This is a genomic window from uncultured Oxalicibacterium sp., assembly GCF_913776015.1.
GTDB lineage: Bacteria > Pseudomonadota > Gammaproteobacteria > Burkholderiales > Burkholderiaceae_D > Oxalicibacterium.
This window is the reverse complement of sequence record NZ_CAJYMD010000040.1, coordinates 1-19515: the sequence shown is the minus strand read 5'-3', so window position 1 is coordinate 19515 and position 19515 is coordinate 1. Positions and strand designations below refer to the sequence as shown.

The window sequence follows — 19515 nt, the reverse complement described above, 5'->3', positions numbered from 1 at the left end:
TGCCGCAAATGGCAAACGCTTGAATAATGGGGCGCATGGGAGACGCTAAGAAAATCGGTTTGGTCTTGACGGGAGGCGGGGCGCGGGCGGCTTATCAGGTCGGCGTGTTGCACGCCATCACGGGTATGTTGCTGGAGGCTGGCTGGCAACCGGAGCGCAATCCTTATGACATTATCTGCGGCACCTCCGCCGGTGCCATCAATGCGACGGCCCTGGCCTGTCATGCTGACGATTTCGGCAAGGGCATGCAGCGCATCGTCGGTGCATGGGAACACATCACGGCCGAGCAGGTTTATCGCGCCGATTCGCTAGGCGTGTTGCGTAGCGGGGCGCGCTGGCTGTCGCTCCTGTCTTTCGGTTGGTTGCTGCGCTCGTGGAAAGCCAATCCGCCGGTTTCGCTGCTCGACAATACACCGCTCGTCAGCCTGCTCAATCGCATGCTCAATCTGCCGCGGCTCGATGCGGCACTCGCCGATGGCAAATTGCATGCGCTGGCAAGTACGGCTTCATCGTATACGGCGGGTCGGCACATCACGTTTTATCAAACCGAAGCGGACATCAAGCCTTGGGTGCGTACGCAGCGTTTTGCGGTGCCGGCACAGATTGGTGTCGATCATTTGCTGGCGTCTTCCGCGATTCCCCTGATTTTTCCGGCGACGCCCTTGTTCTGCGAAGGACGCCGCGAGTATTTCGGCGATGGTTCGATGCGGCAGGTGGCGCCGATTTCGCCAGCGATTCATCTCGGAGCAGACAAGATTCTGGTGATCGGTGCCGGCCGCCTGCTGGAACCGGCCGTCGATCCGGCGATCCATGCGCAATATCCGAGTCTGGCGCAAATCGCCGGGCATGCGATGTCGAGTATTTTTCTCGATAGCATTTCTGCCGATATCGAACGCCTCAATCGCGTCAACCAGACCTTGTCTGTCCTGACGCCCGAACAGCGCGCGCTGACCACATTGCGGCCGGTGGAAATGCTGACGATCGCGCCGTCCGAACGGCTCGATACCATCGCCAGCCAGCATGTCGGTAGTCTGCCGCGCCCGGTGCGCATGCTGTTGAGCGCCATTGGTGCTACGGAGATTCGCGGCGCGGCGCTGGCTTCCTATCTGCTGTTTGAACGCAGCTACACGACAGAGTTGATGGCACTGGGACGCAAGGATGCCTTGGCGCACAAGAATGAAATTCTGGCATTTTTTGACTGTCCGCCGGAAAATGAGGCGGCGATGCGCTGGGTGGAAGGCGAAAACCCGGCAGCCAAAGGGGCATAAGGCTTACCAACCTGAACGCAGTTGAATGATATTGAAAGTAACAGAGAATACGATGCGCAATAAATTAATGCCACGGTTTTGGCTGTTTTTCGCTACATTATTACTTTCTTTTAACGCTTTTTCGTTTGAAAGCGGTGTTTCCGGCACGGTGACATATCGTGAGTTGCCACCGGAAGCAATTGCTACTTTGCAAATGATCCGACAGGGTGGCCCCTATCCTTATGAAAAGGATGGATCGGTGTTCGGCAACTACGAAAAGGTTTTACCACAACGCAAGCGCGGGTATTATCGCGAATTCACCGTGAAAACCCCACGTGCCCGCAATCGTGGCGCCAGACGCCTGATCACGGGCGGCGAACCGCGCACGACGGCGGAAATCTATTACACGGCCGATCATTACCGTACCTTCCGCCGGGTGATCGAATGAGGATGGCGGTAGGATCTTTTGCTGGAGAGTGGAATACATGAGTTTGTTCAAAACCGTCCCGCCGAATGTCGTGCAGTCGATCCGTGCCTTCCGCGCGACGGACTTGCAGGCCGAAGCTGCGGCGCTCGGACAGCACTTTCTCTACGCGCACTGCGCACACGCCACAACCAAGCAGCAGGTATTGGCCGCGATTGCCGAGGCATTTCATTTCCCGCGTCATTTCGGCAAGAACTTCGATGCCTTGTCGGACTGCCTGACCAGCCTGGCGCACAAGGCGGGGCCGCAGCCCGGTTTCCTCGTTGTGCTGGAACAATTGCCGAATACGCCAAAGTTCGACAAGGAAGCGCGCGAAACCCTGCTGGATGTGTTCCGCGACGCGGCGGATTTCTGGGCTGACAAGAAGGTGGCGTTCCGCGTCTTTTATTCTTTCCAGTAATTTCCGCGACGATTGCCGTCCCGGCGTCAGACTCTTTCACGGCTGCCCGGTGCAGCCGTTGTCATTTATGCGGTTGCAGCGTTATGGATGTCGGCAGGGCAGCGTTGCGCTCGCTTGTATTCCGGCTGATGAGGGGCCTGCGGTACAATGCGCGCCATGAAAAGAATCGTCATGCTGATTTCGGGGCGCGGCAGCAACATGCAGGCGATTCTTCGCGCTGCCGCCGATGAACAATGGCCTGCCGAGTTTGCCGCCGTCATCAGTAACAGTGCCGATGCACCAGGTTTGGTGATTGCCGCTGAAATGGGTGTGCCGACGCGGGTCGTGCCCAGCGCCGATTATCCGGACCGCGCTTCCTTCGATGCCGCGCTTCAGCAGGCGATTGACGATTTCGCACCGGATCTGGTCGTGCTGGCCGGGTTCATGCGCATCCTGACCGACGCGTTCGTACTGCATTATCAGGGGCGCATGCTGAACATTCACCCTTCGTTGTTGCCCAGCTTTGTCGGCATGGCGACGCATCGGCAAGCCTTGCAGGCTGGCGTGCGTGTGCATGGTGCCACCGTGCATTTCGTGACGCCAAAGCTCGATCACGGGCCGATCGTTTCGCAAGTTGCCGTGCCGGTACTGCCCGATGATAGCGAACAGAGTCTGGCTGCGCGCGTGCTCGATAGCGAACATCGTTTGTATCCGCAGGCCGTGCGCTGGTTCATCGAAGAGCGTTTGACGATTGTCGACGGGCAGGTGCGTATTCAATTGCCTGTAGACGCGGTGCCGCCGCAAGCCCTTTTTTCACCTTGAGCATCGTTGCTCCGGGTACGATCACTCTTTATCAGTTGAAGGATTTACTATGAGATTGCCTCCCGCAATCATTGCCAGTACCGAAGAAGTCCTGCGAGAAGTCTTGCGTTTCACTGGCCCTGCCGACAGCACCCTGTCACGCTATTTTCGCGAGCATCCGCGTCTTGGTGGTCGCGAGCGCGGCGTAATCGCCGAAGCGGTCTACGGTTTGTTGCGCAACAAATCCGTCTATACCAATTTTGTCGAATCCGGCGTCGGCCCGATGATGCGACGCATGACCTTGCTGGGTCTGGCAGATGCGGCCGGTGTCGATGCGCTGGCAGGCTTGTCGGAAGAGGAACGCGTCTGGCTGGAACGCGTGATGCAGATCGATCGCACGACCTTGCCTGCCGCGTTGCGTGCCAATCTGCCGGAATGGCTGTTTGCCAAACTGGTCGAGCGCGATGGCGAAGCCGCCACGCTGGAACTGGCACAAGCGATGAATCGTCCTGCACCGCTCGACTTGCGCGTCAATGCCATCAAGGCGGACCGCGCTGCCGTGGTTGCGGAACTGGCAGAAGCGCCGATCCTGTGCGAAGCGATGCCTTACGCACCGCTCGGCATTCGTATCATCAAGAAACCGGCCTTGCAGAACCTGCCCTTGTTCAAGAACGGTTCGATCGAAGTGCAGGATGAAGGCAGTCAGGTGCTGTCGCAGATCGTCGGTGCCAAGCGCGGCGAGATGATCGTCGATTTTTGCGCCGGTGCTGGCGGCAAGACTTTGTCGCTGGGCGCGGCGATGCGCAATACCGGTCGTCTCTATGCTTTCGATGTGTCGGACAAGCGCTTGGCCAAGTTGAAGCCGCGTCTGGCACGCAGCGGTTTGTCGAATGTGCACCCGGTCGCGATTGCGCATGAAAACGATGCCAAGGTGAAGCGCCTGGCCGGCAAGATCGACCGCGTATTGGTCGATGCGCCTTGCAGCGGTTTGGGTACCTTGCGCCGTAATCCTGACGTCAAATGGCGCCAGACGCCGCAGGCTGTTGCGGAACTCAACGAGAAGCAATTGTCCATCCTGAATGCGGCAGCGCGCCTCGTGAAGCCGGGCGGTCGTCTGGTCTATGCGACCTGCAGTATTCTCGATGAAGAAAACGAAGGCATCGTTGCGCAATTCCTGGCAGCACGTGAAGACTTTAGCTTGCGACCCATGCACGAGGTTCTTGCCGAGCAAAAGATCGATCTTGAAATGAGCGACTATCTGAAACTGTTGCCGCACAAGCACCAGACCGATGGTTTCTTCGCTGCGGTTCTCGAACGCAAGAAGTGATTTTCAAGAAGTAATTTCTCTACAGGCAATGAACAACAATCTGCTTTCTTCGCTCTGGCAGGACCTTTCCACTGATTTGGGTAATCCGGGATTGCGCTGGCAACTGGCAGCCCTGATTGTCAGCGTCGGCCTTGGCTGGTTGCTGGCGCGTCTGGTGCGCAATGCGCTTGCTGCGCGGGCAGAAGAGAGCAGAAACAGTGGTGGCACCACGCGTTTGCATCTGGCTGCGGAAACGGCCGGTCGCATCCTGTGGCCCTTGCTGACATTGTTGTTGCTGATTGTCTCCAGCGGTATTTTGCAGCGCTGGTACAGCGTCGATTTGTTGCGCCTGGCGGCACCATTGTTTGGTTCCTTCGCGTTGATCCGCATGGCTTTTCACCTGTTGCATCGCGTGTTCGCGCGTGGCGGGCGAGTCGGCGGCATGGTCGTACTGTTCGAACGCAGTTTTGCAACGCTGGTGTGGTGCGTTGTCGCCTTGCATATCACCGGCCTGTTGCCGGAGCTCGTGCATGTGCTGGAAGCGAGCTATGTCCCGCTGGGGCGTAACCGCGTCTCGCTGTTGACGGTATTGCAGGCCATCGTCTCGGTCAGCGTGACGATGTTGCTGGCCTTGTGGGCTTCGGCATTACTGGAAGAGCGTCTGATGAAGCTCGACAGCATGCATTCGTCGATGCGCGCCGTGCTGTCGCGCATGGGCAAGGGTTTGCTGATCTTGCTGGCCTTGCTGTTCAGCCTGTCGATGGTCGGCATCGATCTGACCGTGTTGTCGGTCTTCAGCGGCGCATTGGGCGTTGGTTTGGGCCTGGGTTTGCAAAAGCTGGCGAGCAGCTATGTGTCGGGTTTTGTGATCTTGCTTGAACGCAGCCTGTCGATTGGCGATGCGGTGACGGTGGATAAATTCAGCGGCAAGGTCGCACAGATCAACACGCGTTATACGGTGTTGCGCGGCGGCGATGGTACAGATACCGTGCTGCCGAATGACATGCTGGTGTCTGCTGCCGTGCAGAACATGACACTGACTGACCACGTAGTGCAGGCGACCACGCGCATCGTCATCGATTATCGTTCGGATGCCGAGCTGGCCTTGCGCCTGATGGAAGACGCGGCGCGTAGCGTGGAGCGCGTGCGCAAAGGGCCGGATCGCCTGCCGGGCGCGACCATGCTGTCATTCATGCCAGACGGCATCGAGCTGCAACTGGGTTTTTTCGTCAATTCGCCCGACCATCGCGGCGGTGCATTGTCGGAAGTCAATCGTGCCATCTGGCAAGCCTTTCAGGCGAATGGCATTCAGGTGCCGGCTGCCCGGCGTGAAATCAGGTTGGCGGAAGAGCAATACATTGGCTTCCGCGATCATCTAAATGCGCAACAATCCTTTCCAAACAAGGACTTGCAGCCTTAAAACGGTTACAATCCCCTCTGTAACTTTTACACTTGTGCCTCTCGTAATTCGCGATCCTGGCACCAGATATGGACCATGCCAATTTTGGCAGTCGCTCGGAGAGATATCATCTTGGACGCAGTACTCGATTTTCTTGCTAATGGCCTGACCCGCGCTACCGGTTGGGAAATTTTCTTTTTCACGCTGATCGTGACGCATATCACGATCTGTGGCGTCACCATTTACCTGCACCGCAGTGCCACGCACCGCGGCCTTGACCTGCATCCAATTGCGGCCCATTTCTTCCGTTTCTGGTTGTGGATGACCACCGGCATGGTGACCAAGGAATGGGTTGCCATCCACCGCAAGCATCACGCCAAATGCGAAACTGAAGAGGATCCGCACAGCCCGGTCGTCAAGGGCATCAAGAAGGTCTTCTTCGAAGGTGCAGAACTCTATCGCCAGGAAGCCAAGAATAGAGAAACGATGCAGAAGTACGGTTACGGCACGCCGGACGACTGGATCGAGCGCAACCTGTACACCAAACACAGCGCGCTCGGCGTGTCCATCATGCTGATTCTGGATGTGCTGATGTTCGGCGCTGTCGGTTTGGCAGTCTGGGCCGTGCAGATGGCGTGGATTCCATTCTGGGCCGCGGGCGTGGTCAATGGTATCGGCCACTACTGGGGCTATCGCAACTACGAGTGCAATGATGCGGCAACCAATGTGTTCCCGATCGGTATCATCATCGGCGGTGAAGAACTGCACAACAATCACCATACCTATGGCACCTCGGCAAAGTTTTCGTGCAAATGGTACGAGATCGACATCGGCTGGATGTATATCCGCATGCTGTCTGCCGTGGGTTTGGCCAAGGTCAAGAAAGTCGTACCGGAACCGAAGTTCGATCGCAGCAAGTTACAATTGGATTTCGACACCCTGCAGTCGGTGATCGCCAATCGCTACGATGTGACGGCAACCTATGCCAAATCGCTGCGTCGTATCTGGGCGGAGGAAGTCGAACATCTGAAGGAAAAAGCCAAGCTGGAATCGCGTTTCCTGCGTTCCTCGCGAAAGTTGTTGAGCCGTGAGCCGAGCCAGTTGCAAGAGCCGCACAAGCAGCAACTGACGACGCTGTTCCAGCACAGCAACCAGCTCAAGACCATGCATGAAATGCGTGTCGAACTGGGCGGGCTGTGGGAGCGTTCGCACGCCAGCCGTGACCAGTTGCTGCAGCAACTCCAAGACTGGTGCGCACGCGCCGAATCGTCGGGCATTGTTGCCTTGCGCGATTTCTCGCTGCGTTTGCGCAGCTACGCCTGATCCGATAAGTGATCACGAAAAAGGCCGGCATTGCCGGCCTTTTTCATTTGTACTGAGAATTGAGCGAAGCGTATTGCAGGTAAGTCTTCGCATGAGGTGCGTGCTTGCGGGACAAATTTCAGTAGCGCTTTGTCAGCACCATTTCATCGCCATCGCGCCGCATTTCCATTCGCTTGAGGAAAGACATGCCTAGCAGCACAAACGGCAAACCGCTTTCCTGCACCACACCGTCTACCTGATTGAGTGTGATATCGCCGACCTTCACGCTGTCCAGCATGACTTGATAGGCGGTTGTCACGCCGTTTGCGGTATTGATGTAGACGGGTTTGCCTTTGCGATAGTCAATGCCAAGACGACGTGCATCGCTGGCCGGCATGGCCACCATCGACGCGCCTGTATCGACCAGCATGCGCATGCTACCGCCATTGATTTGCCCCTGCACCACGAAATGACCTTGAACGTCCGCCTTCAGCGTCACGCTGCTGTTGGTGGCGGCACTCATGCGATTGACGTGTGCGCCGAGGTCGAAGCGCTGGCGCTTGCCGCCTGTCTCGAAAGTTGCGGTGGTTTGATCGACATCGACCAGTTTTACTTCTGGGGCGACTTTGGCACCGACCGAATAGGTTTTCGGTGCCTTGCCATCGATCACCAGCACTGCCTTGCCCGGGAACAGGCCGACGACGCTGATATCGGCTGCCTGTGCAGCAGAAAGGCTCAGAGAGAGAAGGAGAAACGAAAGCGGCAATTTCATGCGCATTACCTCGGTGTGGTCGGGATGAGCGGCTGTGCCGCTTTCGCTGTGAGGGATGAAGCGAGATCAGTCGCGGAAGTTGTTGAATTCCAGTGGCAGATCGCTGACTTCCTTGCGCAGCATCGCCATCGTTGCTTGCAGGTCGTCGCGTTTGGCACCAGTCACGCGTACAGCATCCCCCTGAATGCTGGCCTGAACCTTCATCTTGCTGTCCTTGATGATACGGACGATCTTCTTGGCCGCTTCGGTTTCGATGCCGTTCTTGATCTTGATGACTTGCTTGACCTTGTCGCCACCGATTTTCTCGATCTTGCCGCGATCTAGAAAACGCACGTCCACGTTGCGCTTGACCAGTTTGCCGGTCAACACATCGAGGACTTGATTCAACTGGAATTCGGAGTCGGCAAACACGGTCAGGTCGCGATCCTTTTGTTCGATGCGGGCATCGCTGCCCTTGAAGTCGAAACGCGTCGAAATTTCTTTTCCTGCCTGATCGACCGCGTTGCGGACTTCGACCATGTTGGCTTCGGATACGGTGTCAAATGAGGGCATGGTGTTTCTCCTGTAGCTTGCTTGTGCAGCGCGCATTGTAGCGTGCCGACTGCGTCGTTTGTTCGTTGCAGTCTGCAAAATCCTTGCGATTCATCGCGTATGGCGTGGAATGGTGTGGACCAGCTCGGGTCAAGCCAGCTTGCCTGGACGCGCCTATAATCACGGGCTATGAAACTTTCGATAGAAACCGCGAAATCGCTGGGTGCGTTGAACACGTTTGGCATCAACGCCAAGGCAGAGCGGTTTGCCGTACTGCAGCAACGTTCCCAGCTTGACGATCTGATGGCGCATTGCCGCGCCGAAGGCGGTGCATTCTTTCTGGGCGGTGGCAGCAATATCCTGCTGACGCGCGATTTGCCAGGCTTAACCATTCAGGTCGATTTGCGTGGTGTGGCTATCGATCGTACGCATGCGGCCGGCATTCGTGTTACGGCCGCCGCTGGCGAGAACTGGCATGCGTTCGTCATGCATCTGATTGATCAGCAGGTGCCGGGCCTCGAAAATCTGGCCCTGATTCCGGGTACCGTTGGCGCATCGCCCATCCAGAATATCGGCGCCTATGGTCTGGAAGTCATGGAGCGTATCGCATCGGTTGAAGTGCTGGATTGGCAGAGTGGCGAGATTCTGCAATTGGCGGCCAGCGATTGTCGCTTTGCCTATCGTGACAGCATTTTCAAACATCATCCCGGGCATTGGCTGGTTTTGTCGGTGACGTTCCTTTGCCCGCATCCTGCAGAGTGGCAACCCGTAGTAGGGTACAAGGAATTGCACGATATGCTGGAGCGCGAAACAGGTGGGCCCGCGACGTCCGCTTCGCCACGGCAGGTTGCCGATGCGGTCATCGCGATTCGTTCACGCAAATTGCCTGATCCACGCAAGATCGGTAATGCCGGCAGCTTCTTCAAGAATCCCGTGGTGACACCGCTCGAATGCGAAGCCTTGCTGCAGGCGCATCCCGATCTCGTGCACTATCCGCAAGCCGATGGTACGTTCAAGCTGGCTGCCGGCTGGCTGATTGATCGCTGCGGCTGGAAAGGGCGTATTGCCGGTGCTGCTGGTGTGCACGAGAATCAGGCGCTTGTACTGGTCAATCGTGGCGGTGCTTCCGGTGCCGATGTCGTCGCGCTGTCGCAGGCAATTCAGTCGGACGTGCATGACCGTTTCGGCGTGACGCTGGAACCCGAGCCGGTGTTTCTCTGACCATGCGCTATCAGGGCAAGATCACGGAATGGCGTGACGAACAGGGTTTCGGCTTCATCACGCAAAATGGCAGTGGCAAGCGTGTGTTCCTGCATATCAGTGCATTCGCGCGTCGTGCGCGGCGTCCCGCGCTGGGCGATGTCGTTACCTATGTGCCGGGTTTTGAAAATGGTCGTGAATGTGCGCAGCAAGCCCAATTTGCTGATGCGATAGCGCATGGGGCACCACGACTTTCCCTTCGCGCAGGCCAGGGCAGCATATGGGGTTGGCTGGGAGCGTTTTATCTGACGATCGTCTGCATCGCCGTCATTCTCGGTGGCGTATCGTGGAAAGCCTTGGGTTATCTGGCAACCATCAATCTGCTCACCTATGTCGCTTATGCCCTCGACAAGAAAGCGGCGCGCAACGCGACATGGCGTACACCGGAAATACGTTTGCACCTGTTCGACCTGATGGGGGGCTGGCCTGCCGGCTTGTTGGCGCAGACGCGCTTGCACCACAAAACGGGCAAATCGTCATTCCAGACGATGTACAAGATCACGGTGTTGTTGCACCTGGCGGCGGTCTGCTGGCTTTTTTCTTCATATGGCACGGCATTGCGCGCGGCCATGTTTGCCGGGTAGACGAACGCGGCTGCAGGTTGTCGACGTAATAAAAAAGGCGATGGATGCCATCGCCTTTTCTTATTTTTCTTATGCTTCGTCTTGCTCAGTCGAAGTAGTTGAGGCCCATCGACGCATTCACTTCATCCAGCGTTTTCGCGGCAACTGTGCGCGCACGTTCGGTACCGCGTTTGAGCATCGCCAGCACTTCGCCCTTGTCCTTGGCAAATTCCTCGCGACGAGTGCGGATCGGCTCGATCATTGCCTGTAGTTGCGCTTCCAGACGACGCTTGACCACACTGTCACCCAGGCCACCGCGACGATAGTGCGCTTTCAGTTCTTCGAGTTCGTCCTTGTTCGGATCGAAGGCATCGAGGAAAGAGAACACGACGTTGCCTTCGACCTGGCCCGGATCTTCGACGCGCAGGTGATTCGGGTCCGTGTACATATTGTTGACGGCTTTCTTGATCTCGGCAGGTGTCGAACCCAACTGGATTGCATTGCCGAGCGATTTGCTCATCTTGGCCTTGCCATCGATGCCGGGCAGGCGGCTAGTGGCCGACAGCATTTCCTTGCACTCGACCAGAATTTCCTTGCCGACCACATTGTTGAAGCGGCGCACGAGTTCGTTGGTTTGCTCGATCATCGGCAACTGGTCGTTACCAACCGGCACCAGCGTCGCCTTGAAGGCTGTGATGTCGGCAGCCTGGCTAACCGGATAGGTCAGGAAACCAGCCGGAATGTCGCGCTCGAAACCGCGCAAGCGGATTTCTTCCTTGATGGTGGGGTTACGTTCGAGTCGCGATACCGTCACCAGATTCAGCAACACCATCGACAACTCGTAGAGTTCGCGCACTTGCGACTGAATGAAGATCGTTGATTTCTCCGGGTCGATACCGACGGCCAGATAATCGAGTGCGACTTCCATCACGTTCTCGGTCACGCGCTGGTGGCGGCCGACATTGTCCGTCATCGCTTGCGTATCGGCCAGCAGGATGAATTGCTGCGTCGTGTGCTGCAATTCGACGCGCGACTTCAGCGAGCCGATGTAGTGGCCGAGGTGCAATGGGCCGGTCGGACGATCGCCGGTCAGAACGATGGGAGGGGTATTGCTCGACGATGCATTCAGGGACATGGGTGCTCCGGTTGTTCAGTTTGCCGCCAATCCTGCTGTGCCAAAAAACAATGCCGCCAGGACGGGCGGCATCACGTTTTGGATAAATGAATGAAAACGGGCCGCCGGTTCAGGCGCGCCACCAATGGCAAACGAGGTCTTGGTTTCCGTTTTTCATGGCGTGCAGTATAGCATTCGCGCATGTCAGCATCGTCATTTATGCAAACAAAAGCCCGGCTGAACCGGGCTTTTGAATGGGTATGACGAATGCGATCAGACGAAGTGGCAAACGTAATCCAGCGTTTCGATGGTTTCGATATCGAAGCTCGAATTGGCTGGCACATTGAATTGCTGGCCACCTTCATAGGCTTGCCATTCGCTTTCACCGGCGAGGCGAATGCGGCATTTGCCGGCATTCAGTTCCATGATTTCGGCAGCGCCGGTATTGAATTTCAATGACGAAGGAAAGATGACGCCGATGGTTTTCTTGGTGCCGTCGGCGAACACTACCGAGTGCGAGACGCATTTGCCGTCGAAGTAGATGTTGGCCTTCTTGACGACGGAAACGTTATCGAATTGAGTGGTCATGGTTTTAGCGTAGTGAAATGGGAAAAATTATTTGTCGCTGTCCTTGCCGATGCGCGGCAGGGCGACCGAGGAATTGCCGCTCAGCAGACCAGCTTTGCTGTAGATGCCGAGCTTGTGGCGCGTGTCAGTAATGTCGAGATTACGCATCGTCAGCTGGCCGATACGATCGATCGGCGAGAATGGTGCATCCTCGACCTTTTCCATCGACAGGCGCTCTGGCGCATAGGTCAGGTTTGGCGATTCGGTATTGAGCAGCGAATAGTCGTTGCCGCGACGCAGTTCGATCGTCACTTCGCCGGTCACGGCGCGTGCAACCCAGCGCTGCGAGGCTTCGCGCAGCATGATGGCTTGCGGATCGAACCAGCGACCCTGATACAACAGGCGGCCGAGTTTGCGGCCGTTCTCGCGATACTGCTCGATGGTGTCTTCGTTGTGAATGCCGGTGATCAGGCGTTCGTAGGCGATGAACAGCAATGCCAGGCCTGGTGCTTCATAGATGCCGCGGCTCTTGGCTTCGATGATACGGTTTTCGATCTGGTCGCTCATACCGAGGCCGTGACGGCCACCGATCTTGTTGGCTTCCAGGATCAAATCGGTCAGGCTGGCGAACGTCACGCCGTTGAGCGCGACCGGACGGCCTTCTTCGAAACGGATCGTCACTTCTTCGCGCTTGATTTCGACGTCATCGCGCCAGAAAGCCACGCCCATGATCGGCTGCACGATCTTGATGCCGGTGTTCAGGAATTCCAGATCCTTGGCTTCGTGGGTTGCGCCCAGCATGTTGGAATCGGTGGAGTACGCTTTCTCGACCGACATCTTGTAGTCGAAGCCCGACTTGATCAGGAATTCCGACATTTCCTTGCGGCCGCCGAGTTCGTTGATGAAGGTGTCGTCGAGCCACGGTTTGTAGATGCGCAGATCAGGATTGATCAGCAAGCCGTAGCGGTAGAAACGCTCGATATCGTTGCCCTTGTAGGTGCTGCCATCACCCCAGATATCGACGTTGTCTTCCTTCATCGCAGCGACCAGCATGGTGCCGGTGACGGCACGGCCCAGCGGCGTCGTGTTGAAGTAAGTCTGGCCCGCGGTGGTGACGTGGAATGCGCCACTCTGCAGGGCGGCGATGCCTTCGGCTGCCAACTGTTCGCGGCAATCGATCAGGCGTGCATCTTCGGCACCGTATTCCTTGGCTTTGCGCGGAATCGCGTCGTAATCCGATTCGTCAGGCTGGCCCAGATTGGCCGTGTAAGCGTAAGGAATGGCGCCTTTCTGGCGCATCCAGTGCAGCGCAGCACTGGTATCGAGACCGCCGGAAAAGGCAATGCCGACTTTCTGATTGACGGGAACGGATTGAAGAATCTTCGACATGATGTGTACTTCGGCGTGAATGAGAGTAAATCGGAGGCGGTTCAGGCGTCGAGCTTGCCGAGGACCAGATATTCGAGCAGGGCTTTTTGCACGTGCAGACGGTTTTCGGCTTCATCCCAGACCACCGATTGCGGGCCGTCAATGACTTCTGCGGAAACCTCTTCGCCGCGATGCGCCGGCAGGCAGTGCATGAATAGGGCATCGGGCTGGGCGCGCTGCATCTTTTCGCTATCCACGATCCAGCCCCTGAAGGCTTTCAGGCGGGCGGCATTTTCTTCCTCGAAGCCCATGCTGGTCCAGACATCGGTGGTGACCAAATGCGCGCCTTGGCAAGCGTCGGAAGGGGAGTCGAACAGCGTGTAATGCGTGTTGTCTTCGGCTACCAGCGAAGGATCAATCTCGTAGCGTTTCGGCGTCGAGACGTTGACGTGGAAATCGAATACTTGCGCAGCCTGCAGCCACGAATAGAGCATGTTGTTGGCATCGCCCACCCAGGCCACGGTCTTGCCCTTGATCGAACCACGATGCTCGATGAAGGTGAAGACGTCAGCCAGCACCTGGCAGGGGTGATGTTCATTGGTCAGGCCATTGATCACCGGCACGCGCGAATTGGCAGCGAATCGCTCGATGATGTCCTGCCCGAAAGTGCGGATCATGATGACGTCGCACATGCGTGACATCACTTGTGCCGCATCTTCCACCGGTTCGCCACGTCCCAACTGGCTGTCGCGTGTATTCAGGTAGATGGCAGCACCACCCATCTGGTGCATGCCGGCTTCGAATGACAGGCGGGTACGCGTGGAGTTTTTCTCGAAGACCATGACCAGCGTGCGGTCGGCCAGCGTCGGGTGGGGTTCGTAATTCTTGAACTTCCGTTTGATGGTGCGGGTGCGTTCGATCAGATATTCGAATTCGTCCAGCTTCAGATCGGAAAATTGCAGAAAGTGTTTGATTGCCATAATTAAAAACGGCGGCTAGGTTGGCGCCTGCCGCCGGTTGTGATAACTGCTTAAATTATAAGGGATTTTGTCTTGAAAGCCAGCCAAATACCGACATTTCGCGTAATGACCTCCACGCCTCAATAAAGCTTTTGCGAGGATTCGTGCAGCAGTTGCAGGTAGAGGGCATGTCGCATGGCGGGGATTTCTCCGCTCTCCACAGCCTGTCGAACCGCGCAATCCGGTTCGCTGACATGGTGACAGTTATAAAACTTGCACCCACCCAGATACGGACGAAATTCAGGGAAGGCGCGTTCCAGCATGCCTTCTGTCAGGTGGTAAAGACCGAATTCCTGAAAGCCGGGCGAATCGAGAATGGTCGTGTTGTCGTCGATCGCGTACTGGCGCGTGAAGGTCGTCGTGTGCTTGCCGGTATCGAGCGCCGCCGAAATCTCGCGCACGGCGATGTCGGCATTGGGCACGATCAGGTTGATCAGCGACGATTTGCCCATGCCGGATTGGCCGATCAGGATGGTTCGATGCCCTTGTAGCAACGGCATCAACAGGTCGCGTGTGGCGTCGGGTTTTGCTTGTGCCGAGACTTCATGGACGGTATAGCCGATGCCCGCATAGACCGCGACGCGCTCGCGCGCCCGTGCCAGATTGTCGGTCACGTCGATCTTGTTCAGGATCAGTTGCGCCTTCACACCGGCAGCTTCGGCAGCGACCAGCGCGCGCGATACCAGGTCATCGGTGAAACTCGGTTCGGTTGCCACCACGATAAATAGCTGATCGACATTGGCGGCCAGCAGCTTGGAACGATACTGGTCCGAGCGATACAGAAACGTCTCGCGCTCGGCAATTGATTCGATCACGCCCTGATTGTCGGAAGTCTGCTTGATCTCGACGTGATCGCCAACGGCCACATCGCTTTTCTTGCCGCGTGTAACGCATTGCAATCGTACGGTGTCGGTTTGCACGAGGTAGTGACGGCCATGCGCCGCAATGACGGTTCCCTGCATGTTGTGAGTAATTCTTATTGGGCGTGATTGGGGGCGTACAGCGCATCGATACGCGCCGCACAGATGAAATCGTTTTCCGAGAGACCACCCTGATTGTCATTGACCGAATGCGTGTGATAGCGGACCACGCAACGGTTGTAGCTGACAGTCAGCTCGGGATGATGGTCCTGCGCATGGATGATCGCCGCGATACGATCGACGAAATCCATCGTGGCGTGGAAATCGGCAAAGGAGAGAGTCCGCACAATGGTTTTTCCTTCGCGTTGCCAATCATCCAGCAAGGCGAGCAGTGCATTGACTTGCGCCTCAGGCAAGGCTTGCCGTTGCGGCACGCATTGCCTGGTGCGCAGGTCTGCCAGCGTGGTCATGCAGGTTGGTCGAGCAGGCGATTGATGCGTACGCTGGCCGGTGGATGCGAGTCGTAAAACGCGGAATGCAGTGGATCGGGCGTCAGCGTCGAGGCATTGTCTTCATACAGTTTGACGAGTGCCGAGACGAGATCTTGCGCATTCGTATATTTCGCCGCAAATGCATCCGCCTCGAACTCGTGCTTGCGCGAGCCCAGCGAAGTCAACGGTGACAGCAGGAAGGCGAACACCGGCAGGATCAGGGCGAACAGCAACAGCGCCATCGCATCGTTGCTGGCATTGAGCATGGGATCGACGCCCAGCCCCGTGTAGAACCAGGTTTGCGTTTTCAGATAGCCGAGTAGCGCAAGAAAAACCAGTGAAGCGCCAAACATCATCGCAATGCGCTTGACGATGTGCTTGAGCTTGAAATGGCCTAGTTCATGCGCCAGTACGGCTTCGATTTCATGCGGTGCGAGACGTTCGAGTAGCGTATCGAAGAAAACGATGCGCTTGGCTGCACCAAAGCCTGAAAAGTAGGCATTGCCGTGCGCGCTGCGGCGCGAACCATCCATCACGAACAAACCGCTGGCGGCGAAGCCAGTACGTTTCATGAGATTTTCGATACGCGATTTCAGGCTTTCATCTTCCAGTGGCTTGAATTTGTTGAACAGCGGTGCGATGAACAGCGGCACCAGCACCAGCATCAGTAACTGGAAGCCGCACCAGACGAACCATGCATAGAGCCACCAGAGGTCGCCGGATTTTTCCATCAGCAACAGAACGATCCACACCAGGCCCAAACCGATCGCCAGCGAAATCATGGTGCTCTTGACCAAATCGGTAAAGAAGAGGGCGGGCGTCATGCGGTTGAAGCCGAAGGCTGCTTCCAGCCGGAACTGGCGGAAGTAGTCGAATGGCAGTTCGATCAGTCCCGAAATCAGCGCGAAGGCCAGTACCAGCGCCAGTTGGTAGCGAATGCCGGGGCCGAAAATGCCTAGCGAGGTTTCTGCCAGCCATTGCAGGCCGCCCATCAGCGTGAAGCCGATCAGAACGGCACTGTTGAGCAGAATGACGAAGAGGGCAAACTTGGTTTTGGCGACCGTATAGTCGGCGGCGCGCTGGTGCGCTTCAAGCGGAATGCGGCCGGCGAATTGAGGCGGTACAGCGGCGCGGTTTGCCTGAATGTGGCGAATGTGGCGCGATGCCAGCCAGAAGCGTACGACGATGCTGAGGAGCAGAAAGCCGACGAACAAAACGGTAAAGGCAAATGATGTCATTCTTTTCCTGTGAGAAAATGGCGGCTTATGACTACTACTGCTTAATGGAATTCAAGGAAATCAATTATGTCACAAGCGAATGAATCGGCCTCCATCACGCCTTTGCGTCCCAACGAATTCAATCTGGTCTGGGTCGATATGGAAATGACCGGACTCGATCCCGACAAGGACCGCATCATCGAAGTTGCCGTAGTGGTCACCGATTCCGAGTTGAACATCATTGGCGAAGGCCCGGTTTTTGCGATTCACCAGTCGGACGAAATCATGGATGGCATGGATGCCTGGAACAAGGGCACGCACGGCCGTTCGGGTTTGATCGAGCGCGTCAAGGCATCGACCACGACCGAAGCCGACGCCGAAGTGGCCTTGATCGAATTCCTGAAAAAGTACGTGCCAGCGGGTAAATCGCCGATGTGCGGCAATACGATTTGCCAGGATCGCCGCTTCATGGCGCGTGGTATGCCCAAGCTCGAAGCTTTCTTCCACTACCGCAATCTGGATGTATCGACGCTCAAGGAACTGTGCAAACGCTGGAAACCGGAACTGGCATCCGGTTTCAAAAAGCATCAGAAACACACGGCGCTGGCCGATATCATCGAATCGATCGAAGAACTACGCTACTACCGGGAACACTTCATCAAGGAGTGATGACGGCCCGATCGTTGAGTGAATGCCATGTTGCGCCGCCTGCTGTTTGGGCGGCGTTTTCATTTTGGCCTGCGGATTTTCACCAAATGAGCCAAGTGTTGCAAATGCGTCAGGCTTGATTTCAGGTTTTGGTAACGTTGCAAGGTCTTCGCTGGACGATTTTGCCCCGACTTTTTTCAGATGTTTCTGGTGCGGGCGAAAAAAAACCGCTCGAATGAGCGGTTTTTTCCATCGAACCAGACCAATTACTTGATCTTGGTTTCCTTGTATTCCACGTGCTTGCGTGCCTTGGGATCAAATTTGATGATCGCCATTTTTTCAGGCATGGTGCGCTTGTTTTTCGTGGTGGTGTAGAAGTGACCCGTACCTGCGGTCGACTCCAGCTTGATTTTGTCGCGGCCAGATTTCGCCATGATGGTTCCTCTTTATTCTGCTAGTTAGACTTTTTCGCCACGAGCGCGCATGTCAGCCAGAACGGCATCGATGCCGATCTTGTCGATCACGCGCAGACCGGCGTTGGAAACGCGCAGCGAAACCCAGCGATTTTCGGATTCAACGAAGATGCGACGGTTCTGCAGGTTAGGCAGGAAACGACGTTTCGTTTTGTTGTTGGCGTGGGAAACGTTGTTGCCGACCATCGGCCCTTTCCCGGTGACTTGGCATACACGTGCCATGGTGGTACTCCCTAAAAGATTCCAGATTTGGAAAAAACGAGAGTATATCGAAAAAAATACGATTATTCAATGACTTGCGTAAAACAATTGTGTCTTGTTGTATTTAAATAATTTAACAATTAGGGGAGCTAAAGTAACAAGTCGATTCGCTGTTTTTCGTCGCTTATTCAGGTCGTATCTTATTTGCGTCTTATATTTGTCCATGCTCGGCAAACGAGTGAATCTGCGATGTCGCCACGATGATGTGATCGAGTACGCGGATATCGACCAGCGCCAGCGCCTGCTTGAGCGTTTGCGTGACTGCATGATCGGCGGCGCTCGGTTCGGCACTGCCGGACGGATGGTTATGGGCAAGGATGACGCTGGCTGCATTGTGGGCGAGCGCCGCTTTGACGACTTCGCGTGGATAGACGCTGGCGCTGGTCAGAGTGCCGCGAAACAGTTCTTCGCACGCGATCAGGCGATTCTTCACGTCGAGAAACAGTACGACAAAAGATTCGTGCGGCTGATTGGCCAGCATGAGTTGTAAATACTGGGTGACGGTTTGCGGCGAATTCAGCATCGATCCTTGTTGCATTTCTTCTGCCAGCGCACGGCGCGCCAGTTCGATGACGGCTTGCAGTTGCGCGTATTTGGCTGCACCCAAGCCGTTCAATTTTGAGAAATCCTGCAGCGAGGCAGAGAACATGCGGTTTAGCGAGCCGAAATGCGTGATCATGTCGCGCCCGAGATCGACGGCGCTTTTGCCGGTTACGCCAACCCGCAGAAACACGGCCAGCAATTCGGCATTGGAAAGGGCGGTGGCGCCGTGACGGATCAGGCGTTCGCGTGGACGCTGGTCTTCGGGCCAGTCGGTGATTGCCATGGGTTTCCTGTCTTGCAAGGAAAGCGGCGGAGGTGAGCGCTTTCAAATCACGCTTCTTTGTTTTCTCAGACGGTTGCGAGAGGCAGTGCCCCTCAAGCTGGCTTAAAATAGTGCCAGTCTGGCTAACCGGGAATCGCATGACGAATGTATCACAGGCCACGCAGGCCGTTATCGGGCAGGGCGCGTATCTGACGCTGCATTACCGTCTGGCGTCGGAGCAGGGTGAGGATATCGTCAGCACCTTTGCCGATAATCCGGCAACCCTGCAGCTGGGAGCGGGCCAACTGGCACCGTTTCTCGAAGACTGTTTGCTGGGTCTGGCTGAGGGGGCGCATACAGTGTTTCATCTGACGCCCGAGCAGGCTTTTGGTGCGCGTAATCCGGAATTGTTGCGCCGTCTGTCGCGCGAGACGCTGGCGCAGAATTCTACGCCGCATGAACAATATGCGATCGGCGATCTGGTGGAATTTGCCGCGCCCGGTGGCGGCCGATTTGCCGGCATGCTGTGCGAGATCGATGAAGAATCGGCACTGTTCGATTTCAATCATCCGCTGGCTGGACAGAATGTACAGTTTGAAGTGAAGATCATTGGCGTTCTTTGATTGAAAGAGCGCATTGGCAAGTCCT

The 19515-nt window shown here is 56.4% G+C and carries 23 protein-coding genes; 11 read left to right on the top strand and 12 right to left on the bottom strand.

The genetic code is table 11. The features are described 5' to 3' along the window. The first annotated feature begins 35 nt into the window (after window positions 1-35). The 7 genes from QZ725_RS06410 to QZ725_RS06380 all read left to right on the top strand — a co-directional run bounded on the left by QZ725_RS06410 (window position 36) and on the right by QZ725_RS06380 (window position 6939). The gene (locus QZ725_RS06410) at window positions 36-1268 is read left to right on the top strand and encodes a patatin-like phospholipase family protein (protein ID WP_293777532.1); all 1233 of its coding nucleotides are present in this window, start codon (window positions 36-38) and stop codon (window positions 1266-1268) included. Window positions 1269-1293: 25 nt separating this feature from the next. Continuing rightward, window positions 1294-1695: a ribonuclease gene (locus QZ725_RS06405; RefSeq protein ID WP_293777529.1), complete on the top strand. Its 402-nt coding sequence runs from the start codon at window positions 1294-1296 to the stop codon at window positions 1693-1695. Window positions 1696-1732: 37 nt separating this feature from the next. Then, window positions 1733-2131: a barstar family protein gene (locus QZ725_RS06400; RefSeq protein ID WP_293777527.1), complete on the top strand. Its 399-nt coding sequence runs from the start codon at window positions 1733-1735 to the stop codon at window positions 2129-2131. Window positions 2132-2287: 156 nt separating this feature from the next. Continuing rightward, on the top strand, window positions 2288-2932 hold the full coding sequence (purN, locus tag QZ725_RS06395) for a phosphoribosylglycinamide formyltransferase (protein WP_293777526.1): 645 nt from the start codon (window positions 2288-2290) through the stop codon (window positions 2930-2932). Window positions 2933-2981: 49 nt separating this feature from the next. Next, on the top strand, window positions 2982-4238 hold the full coding sequence (locus tag QZ725_RS06390; protein ID WP_293777524.1) for an RsmB/NOP family class I SAM-dependent RNA methyltransferase: 1257 nt from the start codon (window positions 2982-2984) through the stop codon (window positions 4236-4238). 28 nt (window positions 4239-4266) lie between these two features. After that, entirely contained in the window at window positions 4267-5637 is a 1371-nt protein-coding gene (locus QZ725_RS06385; RefSeq protein ID WP_293777521.1) for a mechanosensitive ion channel domain-containing protein, read from the top strand. Between the two features lie 105 nt (window positions 5638-5742). After that, entirely contained in the window at window positions 5743-6939 is a 1197-nt protein-coding gene (locus tag QZ725_RS06380) for a fatty acid desaturase (protein WP_293777604.1), read from the top strand. Window positions 6940-7057: 118 nt separating this feature from the next. On the opposite strand, the gene QZ725_RS06375 is transcribed toward QZ725_RS06380, so the two are convergent. Further along, window positions 7058-7690 (bottom strand): TIGR02281 family clan AA aspartic protease, encoded by a 633-nt coding sequence (locus tag QZ725_RS06375; protein WP_293777518.1) that lies wholly within the window; start codon window positions 7688-7690, stop codon window positions 7058-7060. Between the two features lie 66 nt (window positions 7691-7756). Beyond that, window positions 7757-8242 carry a YajQ family cyclic di-GMP-binding protein gene (locus QZ725_RS06370; protein ID WP_293777515.1) on the bottom strand — a complete coding sequence of 162 codons (486 nt, stop codon included), beginning with the start codon at window positions 8240-8242 and terminating at the stop codon, window positions 7757-7759. A 168-nt stretch (window positions 8243-8410) separates the two neighbouring features. Between QZ725_RS06370 and murB the strand changes: the two genes are divergently transcribed. Together murB and QZ725_RS06360 are read left to right on the top strand one after the other, a co-directional pair. Beyond that, complete coding sequence (gene murB, locus QZ725_RS06365; RefSeq protein ID WP_293777512.1) at window positions 8411-9442, top strand: UDP-N-acetylmuramate dehydrogenase; 1032 nt, start codon at window positions 8411-8413, stop codon at window positions 9440-9442. A gap of 2 nt (window positions 9443-9444) precedes the next feature. Beyond that, entirely contained in the window at window positions 9445-10065 is a 621-nt protein-coding gene (locus QZ725_RS06360) for a cold shock and DUF1294 domain-containing protein (protein WP_293777510.1), read from the top strand. A gap of 85 nt (window positions 10066-10150) precedes the next feature. On the opposite strand, the gene trpS is transcribed toward QZ725_RS06360, so the two are convergent. From trpS to QZ725_RS06325, 7 genes are all read right to left on the bottom strand, one after another. Continuing rightward, window positions 10151-11179 carry a tryptophan--tRNA ligase gene (gene trpS / locus QZ725_RS06355; protein ID WP_293777508.1) on the bottom strand — a complete coding sequence of 343 codons (1029 nt, stop codon included), beginning with the start codon at window positions 11177-11179 and terminating at the stop codon, window positions 10151-10153. Window positions 11180-11431: 252 nt separating this feature from the next. Beyond that, window positions 11432-11746, bottom strand: coding sequence for a pyrimidine/purine nucleoside phosphorylase (locus tag QZ725_RS06350; protein ID WP_293777506.1), 315 nt, complete (start codon window positions 11744-11746; stop codon window positions 11432-11434). Window positions 11747-11773: 27 nt separating this feature from the next. Then, complete coding sequence (gene argG, locus QZ725_RS06345) at window positions 11774-13114, bottom strand: argininosuccinate synthase (protein ID WP_293777504.1); 1341 nt, start codon at window positions 13112-13114, stop codon at window positions 11774-11776. A 41-nt stretch (window positions 13115-13155) separates the two neighbouring features. After that, entirely contained in the window at window positions 13156-14073 is a 918-nt protein-coding gene (gene argF, locus QZ725_RS06340) for an ornithine carbamoyltransferase (RefSeq protein WP_293777502.1), read from the bottom strand. Window positions 14074-14192: 119 nt separating this feature from the next. Beyond that, complete coding sequence (rsgA, locus tag QZ725_RS06335; RefSeq protein ID WP_293777500.1) at window positions 14193-15074, bottom strand: ribosome small subunit-dependent GTPase A; 882 nt, start codon at window positions 15072-15074, stop codon at window positions 14193-14195. Between the two features lie 14 nt (window positions 15075-15088). Beyond that, entirely contained in the window at window positions 15089-15442 is a 354-nt protein-coding gene (locus QZ725_RS06330) for a 4a-hydroxytetrahydrobiopterin dehydratase (RefSeq protein ID WP_293777498.1), read from the bottom strand. Further along, complete coding sequence (locus tag QZ725_RS06325; protein ID WP_293777496.1) at window positions 15439-16701, bottom strand: M48 family metallopeptidase; 1263 nt, start codon at window positions 16699-16701, stop codon at window positions 15439-15441. The genes QZ725_RS06330 and QZ725_RS06325 overlap by 4 nt, the downstream gene beginning before the upstream one ends. A 66-nt stretch (window positions 16702-16767) precedes the next feature. Here QZ725_RS06325 and orn point away from each other — a divergent pair, with 66 nt between their 5' ends. After that, window positions 16768-17349 (top strand): oligoribonuclease, encoded by a 582-nt coding sequence (gene orn, locus QZ725_RS06320; protein WP_293777494.1) that lies wholly within the window; start codon window positions 16768-16770, stop codon window positions 17347-17349. Window positions 17350-17594: 245 nt separating this feature from the next. On the opposite strand, the gene rpmG is transcribed toward orn, so the two are convergent. From rpmG to radC, 3 genes are all read right to left on the bottom strand, one after another. After that, window positions 17595-17762 (bottom strand): 50S ribosomal protein L33, encoded by a 168-nt coding sequence (gene rpmG / locus QZ725_RS06315; protein ID WP_188379232.1) that lies wholly within the window; start codon window positions 17760-17762, stop codon window positions 17595-17597. Window positions 17763-17786: 24 nt separating this feature from the next. After that, complete coding sequence (rpmB, locus tag QZ725_RS06310) at window positions 17787-18023, bottom strand: 50S ribosomal protein L28 (RefSeq protein WP_136419918.1); 237 nt, start codon at window positions 18021-18023, stop codon at window positions 17787-17789. 190 nt (window positions 18024-18213) lie between these two features. Next, window positions 18214-18888 carry a DNA repair protein RadC gene (gene radC / locus QZ725_RS06305; RefSeq protein ID WP_293777487.1) on the bottom strand — a complete coding sequence of 225 codons (675 nt, stop codon included), beginning with the start codon at window positions 18886-18888 and terminating at the stop codon, window positions 18214-18216. A 137-nt stretch (window positions 18889-19025) separates the two neighbouring features. Here radC and QZ725_RS06300 point away from each other — a divergent pair, with 137 nt between their 5' ends. Beyond that, window positions 19026-19490: an FKBP-type peptidyl-prolyl cis-trans isomerase gene (locus QZ725_RS06300; protein WP_293777484.1), complete on the top strand. Its 465-nt coding sequence runs from the start codon at window positions 19026-19028 to the stop codon at window positions 19488-19490. The last annotated feature ends 25 nt before the right edge of the window (window positions 19491-19515 follow it).